This window comes from Promicromonospora sp. NPDC057488, assembly GCF_042802395.1.
Classification (GTDB): domain Bacteria; phylum Actinomycetota; class Actinomycetes; order Actinomycetales; family Cellulomonadaceae; genus Promicromonospora.
The window spans coordinates 1-6,500 of record NZ_JBHVEG010000254.1; the positions used below are offsets into that span (position 1 = coordinate 1).

Genomic DNA, 6,500 nt, shown 5'->3' on the forward strand with positions numbered 1-6,500 from the left:
GTTTCTTCGCTTTGCGGTGGTCCAAAGCGAAGAAACTTAGACCTCGAAGGGGAGGGGTCCGGTCCGGTTGCGGTGGACCCGGCCGCGGCCGGCCTCGGCTCGGCCGGCCTCGTCTCGGTCTCGTCACGGCCTCGCGGCCAGGGCCGTCGCCTCCGCGTACGTCCGGTTCGTCACGGTCAGCACCTCCGGCCAGCCCATGCCCGACGGCGGGGTCGTGGCGGCCGCGAGCAGCCCGTCGAGCAGGCCCGGCTCGGTCGCGAGCCGCACGAGCGCCTCGGTCAGCGCGGTGTCGTCGGGCACCAGGAGGCCGGTGGCGCCGTCGACCACGCGCTCGGCCACGCCCGACCGGGAGTGGGCGATCACGGTCAGCCCGGAGGCCTGGGCCTCGAGCGCGCCGATGCCGAAGGCCTCGTCGGAGGAGGGCGCGGCGAACACGTCGGCGCGCGCGTAGAGCCGTTTGAGCTCGGTGGCGGTGAGCCGCCCGGGCAGGGAGACGACGTCGCGCAGGCCGTGCTCGGCGACGAACCGCCGGGCCGCCGTGCGCTGCGGCCCGTCGCCCGCGAGCGTCACGAACAGCGCGCCGGCGGGCAGCCGGCCCACCGCGGCGGCGACGGCGGCGAGCAGCGGCAGCATGCGCTTGCGGGGCGCGAACCGCGCGGCCGCCACGACGTGCACCGCTGAACCCTCGGGCCGGTTCCCGCGCTCGGTCCGCGGCACCCGCCACGACTCCAGGTCCAGGCCGTTGGGCAGGATCGCGACGTCGCCGCCGGCGGGCAGCAGCTGCCGCAGCGGCTCCGCCGTCAGCTCGCTGACCGCGGACCAGCGCACGGGCCAGCGCGACCAGCCCACGACGGCGTCGGCGGCGGCGAACAGGCGCGACGTCCCGCCCCACACGCTGTGCACGGTCAGCACGGCGGGCAGCCCCAGCCGGGTCACCGGCCGCAGCGCGGCCTGCGCCGTGGGGGCGAGCACCCCCATGTGCAGGTGCACGACGTCGGGCCGCTCGCCCCGGGCGATCGCCGCACGCAGGTGGGCGGTCACGTGGGCGGTGGAGCGGGGGTGGACCGGCCAGCCGCCCGGGACGCGGGCGGCGACGCGGTGCACCGTGACGCCGTCCTCGACGGCGGTGCTCACCCCGTGCGCGCCGGGGCGGGCGGGCGTCGTCGTGAGGACCTCGACCTGGTGGCCCGCCGCGACCTGCTGCGCGGCCAGGCGGCTCACCTGGGCCTCGATCCCGCCCAGCAGCGGGAGGTAGGTGTCGGAGACGTGGGTGATGCGCACGCCCGACATCCTCGCACCGGCGGTGTTCCCGCCCGGTGCTACGCCGCGCGGTCCGGGTAGATCGTACTTAGCGTTGAAAGATGAGCGACTACACGAATGTCCCCGCAAAAGGGGTCAAGGGTGCTGGTGTGTTCGTGATCGTGGCCGGGATCATCATGATCGTGGCCGGGATCGCCGTGTGGATCCTCGTGGCGACGCAGCTGTCGGCCGAGAAGATCACCGTGTCCGACGACTCCACGTTCATGGGAGGCGTCTTCGCGGGTCAGCAGGTGCAGGGTCCGCTCACGGCCTACGCCCAGGCCGACATCATCAACCATCACGCGCTCGAGGCGTCCGGCGGGGCCACCTACGCCGAGCTGGAACAGGACGACCCCGTCCGCGACACCGTGATGGACGCGTCGTTCCTGCGTGCGTCGCTGTTCACCTCGGTGGTCGCGTTCGGGGTCTGTGCCCTGGTGATCGGGCTCGGGATCGTCCTGGGTGTGATCGGGGGAGCACTGCGGAGACTGGCCCGGACCCCCTAGCGCCGTCGGACGCTGGAGATCACGGACCCGGCCACCAGGATCACGCCCGCGGCACCCAGGAGCACGATCAGGGCGACGCCCAGGTCGAACACCACCCCGGCCGCGACCGCGAGGATGCCCAGCCCGACCGCGATGACGATCAGGCCCCAGACCGCCGTGCCCACGCGCGGGCCGCGCTTGGGCGCGACCTGCGGCTGGGCCGGCTGGGCCGGCTGGACCTGCTGGGTGGGGTGCACGGGCTGGGCGCCCGGCGCCGGCTGCGTGCTCGGCCGCGGCGGCGTGTGCTGCGCGGCCGGGCTCACCGCCGGACCGGCGGCGGGCTGGGCCGGCTGGGCCGCCTGGGCCGGCTGGGCCGGCGCGGCCGGCGCGGCCGGCTCCCGCAGCGGCGCCAGGGGGTCGGAGTCGTCCGCCACGGGCGCGTCGTGGACGCCGCCCGCCGCGGCCCGCTCCTCGGCCTCGACCCGCGCCGCGGCGATGCCGTAGGCGGGGTGCACCTCGCCCTCCGGGACGGCGGTCGGGGCCACGTGCTGGGTGTCGCCCAGCATGATCTGCTGCGTCGGCGGGGTCGCCTGTGCGGGCAGCACCTCGGTGGTGTCCGGGTCCTGCGTGGTCTTCTCGTCCATGTTCTCGCTCGTGTCCTGGGCCTGCGGCCCGCCGGTGATCTCGCTCTGGTCGTTCCGGTCGTTCGTCTGCTCGCTCATGGCGTGCTCCCTCAGTTGCTCTCGGCGACGATGACCTCGCCCGCGCCGGCCTGGATGTCGAGGCTCAGCACGGCGCCCTTGTCACCCACCTCGTCGCTCGCGAAGTAGGTGTCGGAGCCGACGCCGCTCGCGGAGCGGTCCTGGTCGTCGACGTTCCACTGCACGACCCCGGCGGCCACGTAGGCGTTCGCCTCGACCGCCGCGTCCTGCGGCACGAGGACGACGGTCTGGCCGGCGCCGAGCTGGATCGGCACGACGACCGGGTCGCCGGCCTCGACGTCGGACAGGTCGAGCTCGGAGAGGTCGATGGTCGGGTCGCCCCACTGCACGTAGAAGCCGTTCTCGGCCTCGCTCACCGACGTGACGTCGATCGTGCCCTCGGTGATGGTGGCGGCGTCCGGGTTGTTGTTCTCGGTCACGAGCCCCTCGATGTGCCGGCCGCTCACGACGGCGTCGTCGGCCCAGCGCGGGCCGGCGGTGCCGGCGATGGCGACGTACCCGAGGCCGAACAGCAGGGAGACGATCGCGAAGAAGCCGAGCACGCCGCTGGTGCGGCCGCGCAGCGCCGAGACGAGGATCGCGACGCCGAGCGCCACGGTGCCGATGCCCAGCCAGGCGGCCAGGAACGTCGCGCCGCCGTCGAGCAGGTAGCTGCCGCCGTCCAGGCGGTGGGCCGCCAGGAGCAGGGCTCCCGCCAGCAGGATCACGCCGAGCGTGATGCCGACGGCGGCGCCGCCCGGGCCCCGCGACGTGCGGACCGGGGGTGCGGTGTAGACCGGCTGCGGCTGGTACGCCGCGTTCGGTGCGGGGCGGTACGGGGCCTGCAGCGCCTGGCCCTGGTGCCGGGGACCGGCGCCGGTCGCGTAGACCAGGCCCTCGGTGCGGCGGTAGTCGACCGGCGGGGCCGGCGTGAACGGCGCGGCGGTACCGGTACCGGGGCCGGACGGCGCGCCCGGCGTCGGGGTGCCCGGCGCGGGGGTGCCCGGCGTCGGGGTGCCGACCGGGGCGCCCTGGCCCGTGGGAGCACCGGGGACCTGCCCCTGGCTCCGGGCCGCGTTGTTGTCGCGGGCCCGCTGCACGCCCTGCACGATCAGGTAGAGCATGACGCCCAGGACGGCCAGCCAGAAGAGGATGACCAGCCAGTGCCAGCCGCCGTCGTCCCACCAGCCCAGCGGGCCGCCCCACGCGAAGCCGACCAGGAACACGGCCACGGCGCCCAGCATGGCGACGTCGAAGTTGCCGCGGATGGCCTCCTGCAGGTGGATGCGGCCGTCGCGCTCGGGGAGCAGCGCCCAGCCCACGCCGTACAGGATGAGGCCGAGGCCGCCCAGGAAGAAGCTGACGATCAGCAGGCCGCGGACCAGCAGCGGGTCCCAGCCGATGCGCTCGGCCAGACCGCCGGCCACACCGCCCACCCAGCGCTGGTCGGAGCGGGGGAAGAGGCCGCGGCGGATCGAGGCGAAGAAGCCGGTCTCCGGGTACGGCTGCTGGCCGGGAGCGGCGGGTGCAGGACCGACGTTCGGGTCGGCGGCTGCGTCAGGTGCGGGGTTGGGCGCGGGGTCGACCGGGTCCGGTCCGCCGGACCTGGCGTCTGCCGGGCCGCCCGGCTCGTTCGTGGCGTCCTCGGGACGCGTCTCGTCGGTGCTCATGACAGCAATGCTGGTCGACCGGCGGCGGATCCGGCATCGGGACCTGCCCTGAACCGACCCTGGTTACCCCCGCGCTGCACCCTGAGATCCCGGCCCAGACGTGTTCAGGGGAGCCCTGACGTGTGACGATCAGGGTGTGGACCAAAGACTCACCCTTCGCAGGCCCGGCAAGGCCGGGCCGGGCTACAGCGGCCGCTGGCTGGCCGGCGTGGCCGCCGGCCTGGCGGCGCACACCGGCCTGCCCGTGTGGCTGGTCCGGCTCGCGTTCGTCATCCTCACCGGCTTCGCCGGCGCGGGCGCCGTCGCCTACGTCTTCTGGTGGATCACCGTGCCGGCCGGCGTCCCGACCGTGCCCGTGGCCGCGGTGCCCACCGACCGGGCCCGGCTCGCGCCCCGCCTGACCACCGACGCGGACGCCGACGCCGGCGCGCAGGAACGGAACGCCGCCTCGCTGGCCGAGCGCATGCGCCTGTCCGGCCCGGTGTCCCGGCTCGCGGCCCGCGACATCTGGCTCGGCGTCGCCCTGCTCTCGGGCGCGGCCCTGCTCGTGGCCTACCGCGCGGGCTGGGACCCGGTCGCCTCCTGGGTGCTGCCCGCCCTCATCGGCCTCGGCGGCGTGGCCCTGGCCTGGAGCCAGATCGACGCGACCGACCGGGACCGCTGGGTCGGCGGGTCCGGCACCGGCTCGCTCCTGCGCTCGCGGACGGCACTGCTGCGGCTTGCCGGCGGCGTCGTGCTGACGATGCTCGGCGTCCTGATGCTCGTGGGCCAGGACACCCCGCTGACCGTGCTGATGCAGGCCACGGTCGCCTCGATCGCCATGGTGGCGGGCCTCGTGCTGGTCTCGGTCCCCTGGTGGATCCGGCTCGTGCGGCAGCTCGGCGACGAGCGCGCCGCCCGCGCCCGGGAGTCCGAGCGCGCCGACATCGCCGCCCACCTGCACGACTCCGTGCTGCAGACCCTCGCCCTGATCCGGTCGCAGGCGGGCGACGCTGAGGCCGTCTCCCGCATGGCCCGCGCCCAGGAGCGCGAGCTGCGCGGCTGGCTCTACGACGACCGGCAGGAGCCCGGCACCTCCGTGGCCGCCGAGCTCAAGGACCTCGTCGCCGAGATCGAGGACGCCGTCGCGCCCCTGACCGTCGAGACCGTCGTCGTGGGCGACTGCCCGCCCACCGAGTGCACCGCCGCGCTGCTGCAGGCCGCGCGCGAGGCCCTGCTCAACGCCTTCAAGCACGGCAAGCCGCCGGTGTCGGTGTACCTGGAGGTCACCGACTCCGTGGCCGAGGTGTTCGTGCGTGACCGCGGCGAGGGGTTCGACCTCGACGAGATCGCCGTCGACCGGTTCGGCGTCCGGGAGTCGATCCTCGGTCGTGTCCGTCGGCGCGGCGGCACCGCCGAGGTGGTCAGCCGGGCAGGCTGGGGCACCGAGGTGCGGCTGCGGATGCCGCTGGACAAGCCCGCGAACGGCGACCGGAAGCCCGGCAACGGCGACAAGAAGCCGGCGAACGGCGACAAGAAGACCGAGAAGAACGGCCGGGCGCGGGCCGCGACGACCCCCGCCGCCGTACCCACCACAGCGGAAGGCGCGACCAGATGACAACCCAGGCGACGGCGTCGGGCGGCGGGCTGGTGCCGCTCCCGGTACCGGTGGTGCTCGTGGACGACCACCACCTGTTCCGCACGGGCGTGCGTGCCTCGCTCGACGACCGCGTCACCGTGGTCGGCGAGGCCTCCGACGTCGACAGCGCCGTGGCGCAGGTGCACGAGCACCGGCCGCCCGTGGTGCTGCTGGACGTGCACCTGCCCGGCGGCAACGGCGGCGGCGGTGCCGAGGTCGTGCAGCGCTGCGCCGACCTGCTGACCGACGGCACGCGGTTCCTCGCGCTGTCCGTGTCGGACGCCGCCGAGGACGTCGTCTCCGTCATCCGGGCGGGGGCCCGCGGCTACGTGACCAAGAACATCGCGCCGTCGGAGCTGTCGTCCGCGGTGGTGCAGGTGGCGGGCGGCGACGCCGTCTTCTCGCCGCGCCTGGCCGGGTTCGTGCTGGACGCGTTCGGCGCGTCCGCCAACGACATCGCCGTGGCCGACGACGAGCTGGACCGGCTCTCGAAGCGCGAGCAGGAGGTCATGCGGCTCATCGCGCGCGGGTACTCCTACCGCGAGGTGGCGAGCGAGCTGTTCATCTCGATCAAGACCGTCGAGACGCACGTGAGCGCGGTGCTCCGCAAGCTGCAGCTGTCCTCCCGCTACGAGCTGACCCGCTGGGCGGTGGCGCGCCGCCTCCTCTGAGGCTGTTGGCTCCGACTTCGGTCGGTTGCGTCGAGACCGGTCCATCGATGGACCGG

6 protein-coding genes are annotated in these 6,500 nt (G+C 74.9%); 3 read left to right on the forward strand and 3 right to left on the reverse strand.

Annotated elements, in window-relative coordinates:
• Positions 1-123: 123 nt before the first annotated feature.
• On the reverse strand, positions 124-1,281 hold the full coding sequence (locus ACFU5G_RS28315; protein WP_377252177.1) for a glycosyltransferase family 4 protein: 1,158 nt from the start codon (positions 1,279-1,281) through the stop codon (positions 124-126).
• An 80-nt stretch (positions 1,282-1,361) separates the two neighbouring features.
• Here ACFU5G_RS28315 and ACFU5G_RS28320 point away from each other — a divergent pair, with 80 nt between their 5' ends.
• Complete coding sequence (locus tag ACFU5G_RS28320; protein WP_377252179.1) at positions 1,362-1,805, forward strand: aromatic ring-opening dioxygenase LigA; 444 nt, start codon at positions 1,362-1,364, stop codon at positions 1,803-1,805.
• Here the strand turns inward: ACFU5G_RS28320 and ACFU5G_RS28325 are convergent.
• A complete protein-coding gene (locus ACFU5G_RS28325) occupies positions 1,802-2,506 on the reverse strand; it encodes a hypothetical protein (RefSeq protein WP_377252181.1) in 705 nt (234 codons plus the stop codon). The two genes, ACFU5G_RS28320 and ACFU5G_RS28325, sit on opposite strands and share 4 nt — an antisense overlap.
• An 11-nt stretch (positions 2,507-2,517) precedes the next feature.
• A complete protein-coding gene (locus ACFU5G_RS28330) occupies positions 2,518-4,155 on the reverse strand; it encodes a PspC domain-containing protein (RefSeq protein WP_377252183.1) in 1,638 nt (545 codons plus the stop codon).
• 136 nt (positions 4,156-4,291) lie between these two features.
• Between ACFU5G_RS28330 and ACFU5G_RS28335 the strand changes: the two genes are divergently transcribed.
• On the forward strand, positions 4,292-5,752 hold the full coding sequence (locus ACFU5G_RS28335) for a PspC domain-containing protein (protein ID WP_377252185.1): 1,461 nt from the start codon (positions 4,292-4,294) through the stop codon (positions 5,750-5,752).
• The gene (locus tag ACFU5G_RS28340; protein ID WP_377252187.1) at positions 5,749-6,444 is read left to right on the forward strand and encodes a LuxR C-terminal-related transcriptional regulator; all 696 of its coding nucleotides are present in this window, start codon (positions 5,749-5,751) and stop codon (positions 6,442-6,444) included. The genes ACFU5G_RS28335 and ACFU5G_RS28340 overlap by 4 nt, the downstream gene beginning before the upstream one ends.
• Positions 6,445-6,500: the final 56 nt, after the last annotated feature.